We start from the raw sequence: 15,480 nt of genomic DNA, 5'->3' as shown, positions 1-15,480 counted from the left end.
TCTCGGCTGCCGCGCCGAACCCGTCCGCCCCAGGCGGGCGTTGTCGTTTCCTTCGTTCAGGAGTTTCCCGATGATCAAGTCCCGTGCCGCCGTCGCCTTCGCCCCCAACAAACCGTTGGAAATCGTCGAAGTGGATGTGGCTCCGCCGCAGAAGGGTGAAGTTCTGGTGCGCATCGTCGCCACCGGCGTCTGCCATACCGACGCGTACACCCTGTCCGGCCAGGATTCCGAGGGCGTGTTCCCGTGCATTCTGGGCCACGAGGGTGGCGGCATCGTCGAAGCGGTGGGCGAGGGCGTGACCTCGCTGAAAGTGGGCGACCACGTGATTCCGCTGTACACCGCCGAATGCCGCGAGTGCAAATTCTGCAAATCCGGCAAGACCAACCTCTGCCAGGCCGTGCGCGCCACCCAGGGCAAGGGCCTGATGCCCGACGGCACCAGCCGCTTCTCCTACAAGGGTGAGCCGATCTTCCACTACATGGGCTGCTCGACTTTTTCCGAGTACACCGTGCTGCCGGAAATCTCCCTGGCGAAGATCCCCGAGGAAGCGCCGCTGGAGAAGGTCTGCCTGCTCGGCTGCGGCGTGACCACCGGCATAGGCGCTGTACTGAACACCGCCAAGGTGGAAGAGGGCGCCACCGTCGCCATCTTCGGCCTGGGCGGCATCGGCTTGGCGGCGATCATCGGCGCGAAGATGGCCAAGGCCTCCCGCATCATTGCGGTGGACATCAACCCGGCGAAGTTCGACATCGCCAAGGAACTGGGTGCCACCGATTTCGTCAATCCGAAGGATCATCAGAAGCCGATTCAGGAAGTCATCGTCGAAATGACGGATGGCGGCGTGGACTATTCCTTCGAGTGTGTGGGCAACGTCCAGTTGATGCGTGCGGCGCTGGAGTGCTGCCACAAGGGCTGGGGCGAATCCACCATCATCGGCGTCGCCGGCGCCGGCCAGGAAATCAGCACCCGTCCGTTCCAGCTGGTCACCGGCCGCGTCTGGCGCGGTTCCGCTTTCGGCGGCGTGAAGGGCCGCACCGAACTGCCGAGCTACGTGGAAAAAGCGCAGAAGGGCGAAATCCCGCTGGATACCTTCATCACCCACACCATGGGCCTGGAAAAGATCAACGAGGCCTTCGACCTTATGCACGAAGGCAAGAGCATCCGCTCCGTCATCCATTACTGATCGAACCGCCGGGCGCGCCAAGCGCCCGGCCTCACAGGAGGCTCCATGACGGATTCCATCGAACTCATCAGCACCCAGAAGAGCTTCGGCGGCTGGCACCAGCGCTACCGCCACCGTTCCGCAACCCTGGGCTGCGACATGGTCTTCGCGGTCTATCTGCCGCCCCAGGCCGAGCCCGAGGCGGGCTTGCCGGTGCTGTACTGGCTGTCCGGCCTGACCTGCACCGACGAGAACTTCATGCAGAAGGCCGGCGCGCAGCGCATGGCTGCTGAGCTGGGGATTGTCATCGTCGCGCCGGACACCAGCCCGCGCGGGCCGGAAGTGCCGGGCGATCCAGATGGCGCCTGGGACTTCGGCCTTGGCGCCGGCTTCTACGTCAATGCCACCCAGGAACCCTGGGCGCGCCACTACCGGATGCACGATTACGTGGCGCAGGAGTTGCCTGCACTGATCGAGGCGAACTTCCCGGTGTCGCAGAAGCGCGGCATCAGCGGCCACTCCATGGGGGGCCATGGCGCGCTGGTCTGCGCCCTGCGCAACCCGGGCCGCTACCTGTCGCTGTCGGCCTTTGCGCCCATCACCCATCCCAGCGATTGCCCATGGGGGCAGAAGGCCCTGGGCCGCTTCCTCGGTGAAGATCCGGCGGCCTGGCGTGAGTGGGATGCCGTGGAACTGCTGGCGAATGCCAGTGAGCGCCTGCCGATCCTGGTGGACCAGGGCGAGCGCGACGACTTCCTCGCCGTGCAGCTCAAGCCCGACGCCCTGCGCGAAGCGGCCGCTGCGGTCGGCCATCCGCTGGAGCTGCGCCTGCAGCCCGGCTACGACCACAGCTACTACTTCATTGCGAGCTTCATCGATGATCACCTGCGCCACCACGCTGCGGCGCTCTGTGGCTGACACCCTCGGGGCAGTGATCCGGTAGAATCGACGCCCTGACATCTACAGGGCGTTTTTTCATGCGTATCGGACATGGCTACGACGTGCACCGCTTCGGCGAGGGCGACTTCATCACCCTCGGCGGCGTGCGTATTCCCCACAAGTTCGGGCTCATCGCCCACTCTGACGGGGACGTGCTGCTGCACGCGCTCGCCGATGCCCTGCTGGGCGCCTGCGCGTTGGGCGACATCGGCAAGCACTTCCCCGATACCGACCCTCAGTTCAAGGGCGCCGACAGCCGCGCGCTGCTCCGCCACGTGCTGAGCCTGGTGGAGGCCAAGGGGTGGAAGGTGGAGAACGTCGACACCACCATCATCGCCCAGGCGCCGAAGATGGCGCCGCACATCCAGAGCATGCGCGAGACCATCGCCGCCGACCTGAAGGTCGAGCTGGACCAAGTTAACGTCAAGGCCACCACCACCGAGAAACTTGGTTTCACCGGCCGGGAAGAGGGCATTGCGGTTCACGCTGTCGCCCTGCTGGTTCGCACATGACGGAGCTGGAACTGCTGGGCCCGCGCGCCCATGGCGAAGCCTGCGGAAGAGCCGTGCTCAAGGCCGTGGCGGAAGATTTCCAGGTCGACGAAGTGCTGGATATCCCGCTCTCTGGCGACGGCGAACACCTCTGGCTGTGGGTGGAGAAGCGCGGCCTGAACACCGAGGAGGCCGCCCGCCGCCTGGCTCGTGCCGCCGGCGTGCCGGTGAAGATGATCAGCTATGCCGGCCTCAAGGATCGCCAAGCATTGACCCGCCAGTGGTTCAGCCTGCACCTGCCGGGCAAGTCCGATCCGGACCTGGCTGCCGCCGAGGACGATAGCCTGCGCATCCTCGAACGCAATCGCCATCGGCGCAAACTGCAACGCGGCGCGCATTCGGCCAACGGCTTCACCCTGCGCCTGACCGAGCTGCAGGCGGATCGCGAGCAGCTAGAAGCACGTCTGAAGGCCATCCTCGCCCAGGGTGTGCCGAACTACTTCGGTACCCAGCGTTTCGGCCATGGCGGCGGAAACGTCTTCGACGCCCGCGGCTTCGCCGAGCGCGGCAAGCTGCCGGAGCATCGCAACATGCGCTCGCGGATGCTTTCGGCGGCGCGCAGTTACGTCTTCAATCAGGTGCTGGCCCGCCGTGTGGCGGGGGGCACCTGGAACCAGGCGCTGGTCGGCGACCTGTTGGCGTTCACCGACAGCCGCAGCTTCTTCCCCGCTGGCGAAGCGGAATGCTCCGACCCGCGCCTCGCCGTACTCGACCTGCACCCCACCGGCCCGATGTGGGGTGAGGGCGATTCACCGGCGACGAACCAGCCCGGAGAGATCGAGCGCAGCGTGCAGCAAGCCGAGATGGCGCTTTGCCAGTGGCTTGCCGGTGCGGACATGGCGCACGAACGGCGCATTCTGCGCCTCCCCATCCCGGGGCTTACATGGCATTATCCCGCCCCTGACATTCTGCAACTGGAATTCGTCCTGCCGGCAGGCTGCTTCGCCACCGTGGTAGTGCGCGAGCTGATCGACCTCGTGCCGGCAGGGCAGACGGAAAGCCCATGCGCATATTGATTGCCAACGACGACGGGGTCACTGCACCCGGTATCGCCGCGCTTCACGACGCGCTGTCCGATTATGCGGACTGCATCGTGATCGCCCCGGAAGCCGATCGTAGCGGAGCGAGTAGTTCGCTGACGCTGGATCGGCCGCTGCATCCCCATCGCCTGGGCAATGGTTTCATCAGCCTCAACGGCACCCCGACCGACTGCGTGCACCTGGGCCTCAACGGCCTGCTCGAAGAAGTGCCGGAGATGGTCGTCTCGGGCATCAACCTCGGCGCCAACCTGGGCGACGACGTGCTCTATTCGGGTACCGTGGCAGCGGCCTTGGAAGGGCGCTTCCTTTCCCGCCCGGCCTTCGCCTTCTCGCTGTGCTCGCGCCTGACGGACAACCTGCCGGCCGCCATGCACTTCGCCCGCCTGCTGGTGGAGTCCCACGAGAAGCTCGAGCTGCCGCCGCGCACCGTGCTCAACGTGAATATTCCCAATCTGCCGCTGGAGCGCATCAAGGGCGTCCAGCTGACTCGCCTGGGCCATCGCGCCCGCGCCAAGCCGCCGGTCAAGGTGGTCAATCCGCGCGGCAAGGAAGGCTATTGGATCGCCGCTGCCGGAGATGCCGAGGATGGTGGCGAGGGCACCGATTTCCACGCCGTCATGCAGGGTTACGTATCGATCACGCCGCTGCAGATGGACCGGACCTACCGGGAGGCGTTCAATGTCCTTGGCGACTGGCTCGGAGGGCTCGACCATGGCCAATGAATTGTCGCGTCGCGGCGGGATCGGCATGACCTCCCAGCGCACCCGCGAGCGTCTGATCCAGCGTCTGTACGAAGAGGGCCTGTCCAACGCCCGCGTGCTGGAAGTGATCCGTCGTACGCCGCGCCACCTGTTCGTCGACGAGGCGCTGTCGCACCGCGCCTACGAAGACACCGCTCTGCCCATCGGACACAACCAGACCATCTCGCAGCCCTTCATGGTGGCGCGGATGACCGAACTGCTGCTGGCGGCGGGCCCGCTGGACAAGGTGCTGGAGATCGGCACCGGCTCTGGCTACCAGACCGCCGTGCTGTCGCAGCTGGTGGAGCGGGTGTTCTCCGTCGAGCGCATCCAGGCCCTGCAGGATCGAGCCAAGGAGCGACTTGCGGAGCTAAACCTGAGAAATGTTGTCTTTCGTTGGGGCGATGGCTGGGAAGGCTGGCCCGCCCTTGCGCCTTACAACGGCATCATCGTTACCGCCGCTGCGGCCGAAGTTCCGCAGGCATTGCTGGACCAACTGGCGCCCGGGGGGCGGCTGGTGATTCCGGTCGGCGGCGGTGAGGTGCAGCAACTGATGCTGATCGTCCGCACCGAGGACGGCTTCCAGCGCCAGGTGCTGGATTCCGTACGCTTCGTCCCGCTGCTCAACGGTCCGCTAGGCTGAGAGCAAGCCGGTCAAGGCTGCGGTAACTGCCGGCCAGTGAGGCTGGACGTCAATTCATGGATAAGGGGGATGGGTGAGCTTGACAGCGACCCTGTATCAACGGAACTGGATCAAGGGCCTGGGCCACTCTGTGGTGGCCATTGCCGTCTGCTCTCTGCTGGCGGCCTGTTCTTCAACCTCGCGCAGCACCGCGACCGTGGTGGATCGCAACGCCCAGCAGAAGCCGGCTGTCACCAGCGGGCAGTACCTGGTGCGTCGCGGTGACACGCTCTATTCCATCGCCTTCCGCTACGGTTGGGACTGGAAAGCCCTGGCCGCGCGCAACAACATCTCAGCGCCGTACACCATTCGCCCTGGCCAAACCATCCGATTCGATGGTGGCTCTTCAGCAGCGCCGTCTGTCGCGAAAAATACGACGCCTGTCGCGCCGGTAGTTGTCAACAAACCGACATCTACTCCAGCGACCGCCAGCAAACCGACCACTCCTGCCGTCACCACTCCCGCGCAGCCGCCCGCCAGCGGCGGAACTCCGGCGGTCGCAGGGGGCGCTCCGGGGGGCTGGATATGGCCAACCAATGGCACTCTTATTGGGCGTTTTGCATCAAACGGCAGTTTGAATAAAGGGATTGATATAGGCGGGCAATTGGGCCAGCCTGTCCTGGCTGCGTCTAATGGCACGGTTGTGTATGCCGGTAGTGGTTTGCGGGGCTACGGCGAACTCGTGATCATCAAGCACAGCGATACCTACGTAAGCGCCTACGGTCACAACCGCAGGTTGCTGGTGCGGGAAGGGCAACAGGTCAAAGTCGGGCAGAACATTGCCGAGATGGGCTCCACAGGGACCGACCGGGTGAAGCTGCACTTCGAGATTCGCCGCCAGGGTAAACCTGTAGATCCGCTGCAATACCTGCCAAGTCGTTGACGGTAGCTGTTCCCCTGCGTGGGTGAGCGGGCCTAGGTGTCCTAAGGATAAGGAAACACATGGGCTTGTTGTCGAACTCAGCAAGGGATAACGACATGGCACTTAAAAAAGAAGGGCCGGAGTTTGACGTCGATGATGAAGTGCTCCTGCTGGAGCCTGGCATCATCCTCGAAGAGTCATTTGCCGAAGAGCAGGTATCGCTTCGAGTCACTCCTAAAGCCACCTCACTCTCGTCTCTCAAACAACACAAGCACATCGACTACAGCCGCGCGCTCGACGCGACCCAGCTGTATCTGAATGAAATCGGTTTCTCGCCGCTCCTGACTCCAGAAGAGGAAGTCCATTTTGCGCGTCTCGCGCAGAAGGGCGACCCGGCCGGTCGGCGGCGAATGATCGAAAGCAACCTGCGCCTGGTGGTGAAGATCGCGCGACGTTACGTCAACCGCGGCCTTTCCCTGCTCGACCTGATCGAAGAGGGCAACCTCGGGCTGATCCGCGCGGTGGAGAAATTCGACCCCGAACGTGGCTTCCGCTTCTCCACCTATGCAACCTGGTGGATTCGTCAGACCATCGAACGGGCCATCATGAATCAGACCCGCACCATTCGTTTACCGATCCATGTGGTGAAGGAGCTCAATGTCTACCTGCGGGCAGCTCGCGAGCTGACCCACAAGTTGGACCACGAGCCGTCGCCCGAGGAAATCGCCAACCTGCTCGAGAAGCCGGTGGAAGAGGTCAAGCGGATGCTTGGTCTGAACGAGCGAGTCACTTCGGTGGATGTTTCCCTCGGCCCGGATTCGGACAAGACCCTGCTCGATACCCTGACCGACGACCGTCCCACTGATCCCTGCGAACTGCTGCAGGACGACGACCTCAGCGAGAGCATCGATCTTTGGCTGTCGGAGTTGACCGACAAGCAGCGTGAGGTGGTGATTCGCCGCTTCGGCTTGCGCGGCCATGAAAGCAGCACCCTGGAGGAAGTCGGCCAGGAAATCGGCCTGACCCGCGAGCGGGTTCGGCAAATCCAGGTCGAGGCCCTCAAGCGTCTGCGCGAGATTCTCGAGAAGAACGGCCTGTCGAGCGACGCACTGTTCCAGTAGCGTTCAGGCCGACAACGAAGAAGCCCGGATGATTCCGGGCTTTTTTATGCGTCGGGATGTAAGCATTCACTTACATAGTGTGTGAGCGTTCAGCTTGAAGTGCCGCGAGCTTTGACGTCGACTATTCGTATCTTATTGTTTTATAGGTATTTTATTTAAAGTCCGGAGTGCCAGAAGTGGCGACTGTGCGGAAGTGTCCCAGTTGCCGCGTTCAGGCAGGCGGGTAATATCACTCCTGCGTACACGGAAAGGCGCAGGCCGGTAAGGATGTCGGTCAGGACCCACCGCAGGATGCGGTTCATCAGGATGATGAAGAAGGGAAGAAAGAGTGGGCGGGTTATCCCGCCCCTTTTTTTGCCCGCAGAAAAGTGAAGCTCCAGATGCAGAAAGGCCCGCACTCGGCGGGCCTTTTCTGTTTTTGGTGGAGCCCCGGATCAGCGCTCCAGGTACTGCAGCTTGTTCGGCTTGCCGTCCCACTCTTCAGCGTCCGGCAGGGAATCCTTCTTCTCGGTGATATTCGGCCAGACATCGGCCAGATCCTTGTTCAGCTCGATGAACTCCTGCATGCCATCCGGGACTTCGTCCTCGGAGAAGATCGCCTGTGCCGGGCACTCCGGTTCGCACAGGGCGCAGTCGATGCACTCATCTGGGTGGATGACCAGGAAGTTCGGGCCTTCGTAGAAGCAGTCCACCGGGCATACTTCCACGCAGTCGGTGTATTTGCACTTGATGCAGTTGTCGATGACGACGAAGGTCATTTCTAATTTTCTCCTCAGGCGGGCGGCTAAGCGCGCGCGATTCTAGCAGCTTGTCCAGTAGTCCGTCAGACCCGCATCTTCCATGCATATAACAATTCGAGAGCTTGACGCGGAGTCAGGTCATCGGGGCTGAGACGCATCAGCTCTTCGACGATCGGGTGCGGCAGGCTGGCGAACAGGTCGCTTTGCAGTGGCGCTGGGCTTTTCGGGTCGGTAGAACGTGGTGCTTCATGCGGCAGGCTGGTGGTTTCCAGGCGCGATAAATGCTCGCGGGCGCGCTGAATGACCGCACCCGGCACGCCAGCCAATTGCGCAACCGCAAGGCCGTAACTCTGGCTGGCCGGACCGGGCAGTACGTGGTGCAGGAACACGATGCGTTCGTTGTGCTCGGTGGCATTCAAGTGAACGTTGGCTACCGCCGGTTCGCTTTCGGGCAGCACGGTCAGCTCGAAATAGTGCGTTGCGAACAGGGTAAAGGCGCGCAGTTTGGCGAGGTGTTCGGCTGCAGACCAGGCCAGCGACAGCCCGTCGAAGGTGCTGGTGCCGCGGCCCACTTCGTCCATCAGTACCAGGCTGCGGTCGCTGGCGTTGTGCAGGATGTTGGCGGTTTCGCTCATCTCCACCATGAAGGTGGAGCGGCCTCCGGCGAGGTCGTCGGAAGAGCCGATTCGGGTAAATATGCGGTCCACCAGGGACAGCTCACAGCGCGCGGCCGGTACGAAACTGCCGATATGTGCTAGCAGCACGATCAGCGCTGTTTGCCGCATATAGGTAGATTTACCGCCCATGTTCGGGCCGGTAATCACTAGCATGCGGGTGTCTTCGTCGAGGTTCAGGTCGTTGGCGACGAAGGGCGTATCCAGCACTTGCTCGACCACCGGGTGACGGCCTTGCTCGATGAGGATGCCGGACTCTTCGACGAAACGCGGGCGGTTCAGGTCGAGGTTCAGTGCACGCTCGGCGAGGTTGGACAGCACGTCCAGTTCGGCCAGGGCGGCAGCGGTGTCCTGCAGTGGCGCCAGTTGGCCGATCAGCAATTCCAGCAGTTCTTCGTAGAGCTGCTTCTCGCGGGCCAGGGCACGGCTCTGGGCCGACAGCGCCTTGTCTTCGAAAGCCTTCAGTTCCGGCGTGATGAAGCGCTCGGCGCCTTTCAGGGTCTGGCGGCGGATGTAGTCGGCCGGGGCTTGTTCGGCCTGCACGCGAGGTAGTTCGATGTAGTAGCCGTGGATGCGGTTGTAGCCGACCTTCAGGTTTGGCAGACCTGTGCGGGCCTTCTCGCGAGTTTCCAAGTCCATCAGGTACTGCCCGGCGTTCTCGCTGAGCATCTGCAGCTCGTCCAACTCGGCGTCGTAGCCCCGGGCAATGACACCGCCGTCGCGGATCACGGCTGGCGGGTTCTCGATCACCGCGCGGGCCAGCAGGTCGGCCAGTTCCGGGTAAGTGCGGATGCTGACGGCCAGTTCGCCCAGGTGTGGGGCCTCCAGCTCGGTCATGCCTTTCTGTAGTTCCGGAAGGGCCGCGAGGGCGTCGCGCAGGCGAGCGAGATCGCGCGGGCGGGCATTGCGTAGGCCGATTCGGGCAAGAATTCGTTCGACGTCACCGATTTCCTTCAGCTGCGGCTGGAGGATTTCGAAACGATAGCGATCCAGCACGCAGGCAATGGATTCCTGGCGGGCTTCGAGGACGGCGCGGTCACGCAGCGGGCGGTTCAGCCAGCGGGTCAACAGGCGACTGCCCATCGCGGTCTGGCAGCGGTCGACGACCGACTGCAGCGTGTTGTCACGGCCGCCGGCGAGGTTGGTGTCCAGCTCCAGGTTGCGACGGCTGGCGCCATCGAGGATCACCGTGTCGTCGATGCGTTCGTGACGCAGGCTGCGCAGGTGCGGCAAGGCAGTGCGCTGGGTTTCCTTGGCGTAAGTCAGCAGGCAGCCCGCGGCGCCGATGGCCAGGGTCAGTTCCTGGCAGCCGAAGCCTTTGAGGTCCTGCACGCCGAACTGCTGGCACAGGCCCTTCTTTGCCGAGTCACGATCGAAGTCCCAGGGTGCTCGGCGGTGCGCGCCACGGCGCTTCTCTGCCGGCAGGCCCTGGGGCCAGTCGTCGGGGATCAGTAGCTCAGCGGGGTTCAGGCGCTCCAGTTCGGCCAGAAGGGTTTCCCAGCCTTTTATTTCCTGGACGTTGAAGCGGCCACTGGTGATGTCCAGCACGGCCAGGCCGAACAGTCGCTCGTCGCCCAGCACGGCGGCGATCAGGTTGTCGCGGCGCTCGTCGAGCAGTGCTTCGTCGCTGACGGTACCGGGGGTCAGGATGCGTACGACCTGACGTTCAACCGGTCCCTTGCTGGTGGCTGGATCGCCGATCTGTTCGCAAATCACCACCGATTCGCCGAGCTTCACCAGCTTGGCCAGGTAGCCTTCGGCGGAGTGGAAGGGAATGCCGGCCATGGGAATGGAGTTGCCGGCGGACTGGCCACGTGCGGTCAGTGTGATGTCCAGCAGTTTGGCGGCCTTTTTGGCGTCCTCGTAGAACAGCTCGTAGAAGTCGCCCATGCGATAGAACATCAGCTGATCTGGGTGCTGGTTCTTCAGTCGCCAGTACTGTTGCATCATCGGTGTGTGGGCGGAGAGGTCGCTCTGACTCATGGCTTCTGGCTGTCCGGCTTCAACATGCAAAAGCGCCTAGTGTACGGTATCCGCTTGGTCTTCTTTAACCCCGGAGCGCACTGTGCCCGTCACCGATTCCTTCATTACCGATCTTTCTGCCCAACTGGGGGTACGGCTCGCCGCCAAGAGGCTGCGCGTCACTACCGCGGAATCCTGCACCGGGGGCGGCATCGCCGAGGCGATCACGCGTATCTCCGGAAGCTCCGCCTGGTTCGAGGCGGGCTACGTCACCTATTCCAACAGTCAGAAGACCCGTCAGTTGGATGTGCCTGCCGAACTGTTCCCGCAAGTCGGCGCGGTGAGTCGTGAAGTGGTAGAAGCGATGGTCGCGGGGGCCTTGCCGCGTAGCGGGGCAGATATTGCCGTAGCGGTCAGCGGTATTGCCGGGCCGGATGGCGGTTCTGCCGAGAAGCCGGTGGGCACCGTCTGGCTGGCTTGGAGGAAAGGCGAACAGGTGTTCAGCGAACGCCGTCTGTATGCCGGTGATCGGGAAGCTGTGCGCCGGCAGACCGTGGCGACCGCTCTGGAAGGGCTGTTGCGACTGGCGGACGGCGAAAATCCGATTCAGGGGTAGGCGAGCGGCTTGCCCTGTGGAATAATACTGGCTACTTATACAGTTGTTCGTGGCCGCCCGGCCGCCTGACTTCGCGAGGACTTCAATGGACGACAACAAGAAGCGCGCCCTGGCCGCGGCCCTGGGACAGATCGAACGCCAATTCGGCAAAGGCGCGGTCATGCGCATGGGCGACCATGAGCGCCAGGCAATCCCCGCCATCTCCACCGGCTCGCTGGGCCTGGACATCGCGCTGGGCATTGGTGGTCTGCCCCGCGGCCGTATCGTCGAGATCTACGGCCCGGAATCCTCGGGCAAGACTACGCTGACTCTCTCGGTCATCGCCCAGGCGCAGAAAATCGGCGCCACCTGCGCCTTCGTCGACGCCGAACACGCTCTGGACCCGGACTACGCCGGCAAGCTGGGCGTCAATGTCGACGACCTGTTGGTTTCCCAGCCGGACACCGGCGAGCAGGCCCTGGAAATCACCGACATGCTGGTGCGTTCCAACGCCGTTGACGTGATCATCGTCGACTCCGTGGCCGCCCTGGTACCGAAAGCCGAAATCGAAGGTGAGATGGGCGATCAGCACGTCGGCCTGCAGGCCCGCCTTATGTCCCAGGCGCTGCGTAAGATCACAGGCAACATCAAGAACGCCAACTGCCTGGTCATCTTCATCAACCAGATCCGCATGAAGATCGGCGTGATGTTCGGCAACCCGGAAACCACCACCGGTGGTAACGCGCTGAAGTTCTACTCTTCCGTCCGTCTCGACATCCGCCGTACCGGTGCGGTGAAGGAAGGCGACGAGGTGGTCGGCAGCGAAACCCGCGTCAAGGTCGTGAAGAACAAGGTTGCTCCGCCGTTCCGTCAGGCCGAGTTCCAGATCATGTATGGCCGCGGCATCTACCGCACCGGCGAGATCATCGACCTGGGCGTACAGTTGGGCCTGATCGAGAAGTCCGGCGCCTGGTACAGCTATCAGGGCAGCAAGATCGGCCAGGGCAAGGCGAACGCTGCCAAGTTCCTGGAAGAAAACGCCGAGGTCTGCACCACCCTGGACAAAGCTATCCGTGATCAGTTGCTGTCCAAGCAGACTCCGCCGACCAAGGCCGAGCTCGCTGCGGCCGAAGCCGAAGCGGAAGCTGAAGCCGACTACTGATAGCGATGGCCGTCGAGCTCGATAACCCCGTCGCGGTGCGGCGGGTCGCCATGGACCTGCTGGCCAGACGCGAGCACGGCCGGGCGGAGCTCTCGCGTAAGCTGCGGCAACGCGGCGCAGCGCAGGACCTGATCGACCCCGCCCTCGAACGTCTGGCCGAGGAGGGGTTGCTCAATGAAAGCCGCTACCTGGAAAGCTACATCGCCAGCCGTGCGCGGGCCGGATACGGTCCGGTGAGGATTCGCGAGGAGCTGTCGCAGCGAGGTTTGCCCCGTGGCGAGATCGACGGTGCGTTGAGCGAGTCGGATGTCGACTGGAACGAGAACCTGCGTGAGGTCTGGCGCCGCAAGTTCACCCGGCTGCCGCAGGACGCCCGCGAGCGAGCCCAGCAGGGCAGGTTCCTGAGCTATCGGGGCTACTCGATGGAGGCCATCAGCCGGCTTCTGAGCGGTCGACGATCAGATGATTGAACGAAAAAGGCACCCACCGGGTGCCTTTTTTGTTTTCTTGCTCTGGAAGTTGCCCAGGAAATCAGCGCTCCCAGTTCTCCGGCTGGTTGATGAAGTTCAGCAGTTCCCTCAGGCGCCCCTGATCACGGCCGTTGAAGGCGAAGGCCAGGCGGGTCAGGTGGGAGAACTCCGGCTCGTCCAGTTCCGATTCGCTGTAGGGCTGTTGGTGGAAACCGTCGGTGACGCACAGGTTGCCGAACTCGCGCTCCAGCAACTGCAATGCGCGCACGCTCAGCGGGTGGTTCAGGCGGATCACGAAGCGATCCTTGAGCCAGCGGCTGGAGTGGAAGTTGCTGTAGAACTGGGCGATTTCCTCGGCAGCTTCCTCGGCGGTGTGTACCAGTTTCATCAGGTTCATGTCGCTGGGAAGGATGTAGCCGTTGTCTTCAAGCTGTTCCTTGATGAATTCCAGGGCGTGATCCCAGTAGTGCCCGCCAGGTTGGTCGAGCAGGACCACCGGTACCAGCGGGCTCTTGCCGGTCTGGATCAGGGTCAGCACCTCCAGCGCTTCATCCAGGGTGCCGAAGCCACCGGGGCAGAGCACCAGGGCGTCGGCTTCCTTGACGAAGAACAGCTTGCGCAGGAAGAAGAAGTGGAACGACAGCAGGTTGCTGGTGCCGTCCACGGTGCGGTTGGCGTGCTGCTCGAAGGGCAGGGTGATATTGAAGCCAAGGCTGTTTTCCAGCCCGGCGCCTTCGTGGGCTGCGGCCATGATTCCGCCGCCAGCCCCGGTGATGACCATCAGGTCGTAGCGAGCCAGGGTTTCGCCCAGTTCGCGGGCCAGGGCGTAGACGGGGTGGTCGGCCGGTGTACGGGCCGAACCGAACACCGTGACTTTGCGGCGACGCTTGAACTGCTCCAGGGTGCTGAAGGCGTGCTCCATCTCGCGCAGGGTCTGCAGCATGATCTTGGCGTCCCAGCGGTTACGGTCGGCCTGGGCCATGCGGGCTACGGTGGTGAGCATCTCGCGATACAGCGGCAGGTTCTGGCTGTTCCCGGGGGCGGCCAGTTCTGCCAGTTCCTCGATCTTTTGTGCGAGGTCGGTGCCGCTGGTCTGGAAGTGTCTGGAGAGATAGTCGTCGGGCTCATAGGGCATGTTGATACTCCTTGTTCATCAACCCCTGATCGCCTGTCCATGGGCGGCGCCGGCCACGTAGGGTGGCTCTGGCAGTCGCGCATTGGCGCTTCGCCGCACGCACAGGGTTCAGCAGGAGGCCTGCCCAGTCTGGCACGCGGGTGTGACAGTCGGTGAGGCCCCGATTTCAGATGGCGATCCGGTCTCCGGGCTCCGGAATGTTGGCCGTCCAGTTCAGGCGATCCTGGAGTGCACCCTTGAGTACATCCATCTTTTCCCGCTCGCCATGTATCAGGTATAGCTCGGGTTTGTTCTCGAAGTGGCCAACCCACTGAATTAATTGTGATTGTCCCGCGTGAGCGGAGAACCCGCCGAGGGTATGGATCTGTGCTTTCACGCTGATGCGCTGGCGCAGGATGCGTACCGTCTCTGCGCCATCGACGATGGCGCGGCCCAAGGTGCCCTTGGCCTGGAAGCCGGGGAAGACGATGTGGCACTCCTCGCGCCAGAGGTTGTGCTTGAGGTGATGGACGATGCGCCCGCCGGTACACATACCGCTGCCGGCGATGATGATGGTGCCGCTCTTGATGCGGTTCAGCGCCATGGATTCGTCGGCGCTCTGGGTCGTCTTGAGGATCGGCAGCCACTCGCCGACCTTGGCCGTGCCGGTGCCGCGCATGTACTCGCGGTCGACGTCGGCAATTTCGCCGATGTGCTGCAGGTAGATGCTGTTGGCGCGGGCGGCCATGGGACTGTCGAGGTAGACGACCTGCTGCGGCAGGCGGCCTTCCTGGTAGAAGCGGCCAAGGTAGTAGATCAGGTCTTGGGTGCGGCCTACGGCGAAGGAGGGGATCAGCACGTTGCCGCCTTCGTTCTGCGCGCGCTGCAGGATGCCGGCCAGCTCCAGCAGGGTTTCGTTGGCGTCTCGGTGGTCACGGTCACCGTAGGTGGATTCCAGCAGCACCACGTCGGCACGATTCAGCGGCGTCGGTGTGCGCATCAGTGGTGAGCAGGTGCTGCCCAGGTCGCCGGAGAAGACCAGTCGGCGGGTGGAACCGAATTCGTGGATTTCAAGTTCGACGATGGCCGAGCCAAGGATATGCCCGGCGTTGTGGAAGGTCACGCGAATGCCTCGCGCCACGTCCACGGTGCTGCCATAGCTGACGCGGCGACGCTGGTTCAGGGCGCGGGAGGCGTCCTCGATGGTGTACAGCGGTTTGACCGGAGGCTTACCCAGGCGCGCGCGCCACTTGTTCTCCCACTCGGCGTCCTTCTCCTGAAGGTGCGCCGAGTCCATCAGCATCAGCTCCAGCAGGTCGCAGCAGGATTCGGTGGCGTAGATCGGTCCCTTGTAGCCTTCCTTCGCCAGGCGCGGCAGCAGGCCGCTGTGATCCAGGTGGGCGTGGGACAGGACCACAGCATCGAGTTCTTTCGGGTCAAAGGGGAAGGGCGTGCGGTTGGTCGCCTCGTTTTCGCGGGTGCCCTTGTTGCCGCCGCGCCCTTGGCGCATCCCGCATTCGAGCAGCACGCGGACGCCGTCGCGGGTTTCCAGGAGGTAGCAGGAACCGGTGACTTCCTGGATCGCGCCGATGAAAGTGAGAAGCGCCATGTCGTCTCCTTGTGGGAATTCTCTTTCAGACTTGCTCGAATGGTCGGGGCGCTCGTT

At 63.3% G+C, this 15,480-nt stretch carries 15 protein-coding genes; 11 read left to right on the top strand and 4 right to left on the bottom strand.

The window, feature by feature from the left end; translation table 11 throughout:
- The first annotated feature begins 70 nt into the window (after window positions 1–70).
- The 8 genes from ACIPK7_RS08955 to rpoS all read left to right on the top strand — a co-directional run bounded on the left by ACIPK7_RS08955 (window position 71) and on the right by rpoS (window position 7,097).
- Window positions 71–1,183 (top strand): S-(hydroxymethyl)glutathione dehydrogenase/class III alcohol dehydrogenase, encoded by a 1,113-nt coding sequence (locus tag ACIPK7_RS08955; protein WP_138522672.1) that lies wholly within the window; start codon window positions 71–73, stop codon window positions 1,181–1,183.
- Between the two features lie 45 nt (window positions 1,184–1,228).
- Window positions 1,229–2,080: an S-formylglutathione hydrolase gene (fghA, locus tag ACIPK7_RS08950; RefSeq protein WP_401087227.1), complete on the top strand. Its 852-nt coding sequence runs from the start codon at window positions 1,229–1,231 to the stop codon at window positions 2,078–2,080.
- A 59-nt stretch (window positions 2,081–2,139) separates the two neighbouring features.
- On the top strand, window positions 2,140–2,613 hold the full coding sequence (gene ispF / locus ACIPK7_RS08945) for a 2-C-methyl-D-erythritol 2,4-cyclodiphosphate synthase (protein ID WP_401087225.1): 474 nt from the start codon (window positions 2,140–2,142) through the stop codon (window positions 2,611–2,613).
- On the top strand, window positions 2,610–3,668 hold the full coding sequence (truD, locus tag ACIPK7_RS08940; RefSeq protein ID WP_192431867.1) for a tRNA pseudouridine(13) synthase TruD: 1,059 nt from the start codon (window positions 2,610–2,612) through the stop codon (window positions 3,666–3,668). Before ispF ends, truD begins: the two co-directional genes overlap by 4 nt.
- A complete protein-coding gene (gene surE, locus ACIPK7_RS08935; protein WP_192431868.1) occupies window positions 3,656–4,414 on the top strand; it encodes a 5'/3'-nucleotidase SurE in 759 nt (252 codons plus the stop codon). Before truD ends, surE begins: the two co-directional genes overlap by 13 nt.
- A gap of 25 nt (window positions 4,415–4,439) precedes the next feature.
- Window positions 4,440–5,075: a protein-L-isoaspartate(D-aspartate) O-methyltransferase gene (locus ACIPK7_RS08930; RefSeq protein WP_139791561.1), complete on the top strand. Its 636-nt coding sequence runs from the start codon at window positions 4,440–4,442 to the stop codon at window positions 5,073–5,075.
- Window positions 5,076–5,148: 73 nt separating this feature from the next.
- Window positions 5,149–5,997: a peptidoglycan DD-metalloendopeptidase family protein gene (locus tag ACIPK7_RS08925; RefSeq protein WP_401087222.1), complete on the top strand. Its 849-nt coding sequence runs from the start codon at window positions 5,149–5,151 to the stop codon at window positions 5,995–5,997.
- Between the two features lie 95 nt (window positions 5,998–6,092).
- Entirely contained in the window at window positions 6,093–7,097 is a 1,005-nt protein-coding gene (gene rpoS, locus ACIPK7_RS08920) for an RNA polymerase sigma factor RpoS (RefSeq protein ID WP_045210031.1), read from the top strand.
- Window positions 7,098–7,531: 434 nt separating this feature from the next.
- Here the strand turns inward: rpoS and fdxA are convergent, their stop codons facing one another.
- Together fdxA and mutS are read right to left on the bottom strand one after the other, a co-directional pair.
- Complete coding sequence (gene fdxA, locus ACIPK7_RS08915) at window positions 7,532–7,855, bottom strand: ferredoxin FdxA (RefSeq protein ID WP_192431870.1); 324 nt, start codon at window positions 7,853–7,855, stop codon at window positions 7,532–7,534.
- 65 nt (window positions 7,856–7,920) lie between these two features.
- Complete coding sequence (gene mutS / locus ACIPK7_RS08910; protein WP_401087220.1) at window positions 7,921–10,494, bottom strand: DNA mismatch repair protein MutS; 2,574 nt, start codon at window positions 10,492–10,494, stop codon at window positions 7,921–7,923.
- Between the two features lie 82 nt (window positions 10,495–10,576).
- Here mutS and ACIPK7_RS08905 point away from each other — a divergent pair, with 82 nt between their 5' ends.
- From ACIPK7_RS08905 to recX, 3 genes are all read left to right on the top strand, one after another.
- Entirely contained in the window at window positions 10,577–11,089 is a 513-nt protein-coding gene (locus ACIPK7_RS08905) for a CinA family protein (RefSeq protein WP_192431872.1), read from the top strand.
- Window positions 11,090–11,174: 85 nt separating this feature from the next.
- Window positions 11,175–12,230: a recombinase RecA gene (gene recA / locus ACIPK7_RS08900; RefSeq protein ID WP_401087218.1), complete on the top strand. Its 1,056-nt coding sequence runs from the start codon at window positions 11,175–11,177 to the stop codon at window positions 12,228–12,230.
- Window positions 12,231–12,235: 5 nt separating this feature from the next.
- A complete protein-coding gene (recX, locus tag ACIPK7_RS08895; protein WP_401087216.1) occupies window positions 12,236–12,700 on the top strand; it encodes a recombination regulator RecX in 465 nt (154 codons plus the stop codon).
- A gap of 61 nt (window positions 12,701–12,761) precedes the next feature.
- Here the strand turns inward: recX and ACIPK7_RS08890 are convergent, their stop codons facing one another.
- Both ACIPK7_RS08890 and ACIPK7_RS08885 read right to left on the bottom strand, forming a co-directional pair.
- Window positions 12,762–13,835 (bottom strand): LOG family protein, encoded by a 1,074-nt coding sequence (locus ACIPK7_RS08890; RefSeq protein WP_401087214.1) that lies wholly within the window; start codon window positions 13,833–13,835, stop codon window positions 12,762–12,764.
- A 166-nt stretch (window positions 13,836–14,001) separates the two neighbouring features.
- Complete coding sequence (locus tag ACIPK7_RS08885) at window positions 14,002–15,423, bottom strand: MBL fold metallo-hydrolase RNA specificity domain-containing protein (protein ID WP_401087212.1); 1,422 nt, start codon at window positions 15,421–15,423, stop codon at window positions 14,002–14,004.
- Window positions 15,424–15,480 lie beyond the last annotated feature (57 nt).

Origin of the sequence: Pseudomonas sp. NPDC086581, assembly GCF_044746165.1 — a bacterium.
Taxonomy (GTDB): Bacteria; Pseudomonadota; Gammaproteobacteria; order Pseudomonadales; family Pseudomonadaceae; genus Pseudomonas.
The sequence above is the reverse complement of the archived record's forward strand: the minus strand, read 5'-3'. Positions and strand labels throughout refer to the sequence as shown.